The 932-nt window shown below is 62.4% G+C and carries 1 protein-coding gene; it reads right to left on the minus strand.

All coding sequences use genetic code 11. The annotated features are described in order from the left end of the window. On the minus strand, window positions 1–916 hold a 916-nt coding region (locus A3754_RS00175; RefSeq protein WP_231880422.1), incomplete at its 3' end, for a UvrD-helicase domain-containing protein. Window positions 917–932: the final 16 nt, after the last annotated feature.

The following is a 932-nucleotide window of genomic DNA, read 5'->3' on the forward strand; positions in this document are numbered from 1 at the left end:
CTTTCAGATAGGTAAAGACGTCGGCACCCCGGAAGGCGTAGATGGCCTGCTTGGGATCGCCGATCATGAACCAGCCGGTGCCTTCTTGCCCTTCATAGAGCGCGGAAAAAATGCCGTACTGGGTGGGGTCGGTGTCCTGGAATTCGTCGATCAACGCCACCGGAAACTGGTCGCGAATGACCTGGGCCAGGCGTTCGCCGTTGCTGCCTTTCAAGGCATCGTGCAGGCGGCTGAGCATGTCGTCGAAGCCCATGGTGGCGGTCTGGCGGCGGACCTGATCCACGCGCCGGTCGATCCAGGCGGCGGCATGGGCGAGCAGGTCGGTGCGGGGCAACTGTGTATTTGCCCGCCCTTCCATGACCGCGTCCAGCTGCTGGCAGAAGGCAAAGTCCGGCCGATGCGCCTGGCCGGCCTTGGTGAGTTTCATGCCTTCATGGGAAAACTTTGCCAGGGTGTCGTAGGCCTTGTCGTTAAGCCGTTCGCCATTGGCGTAGCGCTGCAGGGTTTGCAGCATGCCGGGCAGGCTGGTGGTGCGGTAGCTGTTGCCGTTGAGCCATTTGTTATCGCGGGCGGCGCGCACCCATTCGAGAAAGGCCGGCAGTTCGGCGGCCAGTTGCCGGCGGGCGTGTTGATCCTTGTCCGCCTGGGGGTCGGTTTGCGTGAGCCAGTGTTTGACGCTTTGCGGTAACTCTTCCGGGTCAGCTTCTTTCAGGCCGAGCAGGGGACGGCAGGCGTCCAGCAGGGCATCCGGGTTGCCCAGGTTGTCGCTTTGCAGGGCATTGGCGGCGCTCACCGGGAAATCGGCAATCACCGAGCGCCAGTAATCCCGCGCTGCCATCTGCTGTTCGTCGCTGGCGTCTTCCTGCAATTCCAGGCTGAACAGGCTGCCGGAATCGAAGGCATGCTGTTTGAGCATGCGATTACAGAAGCCG

This window comes from Alcanivorax sp. HI0083, assembly GCF_001635175.1.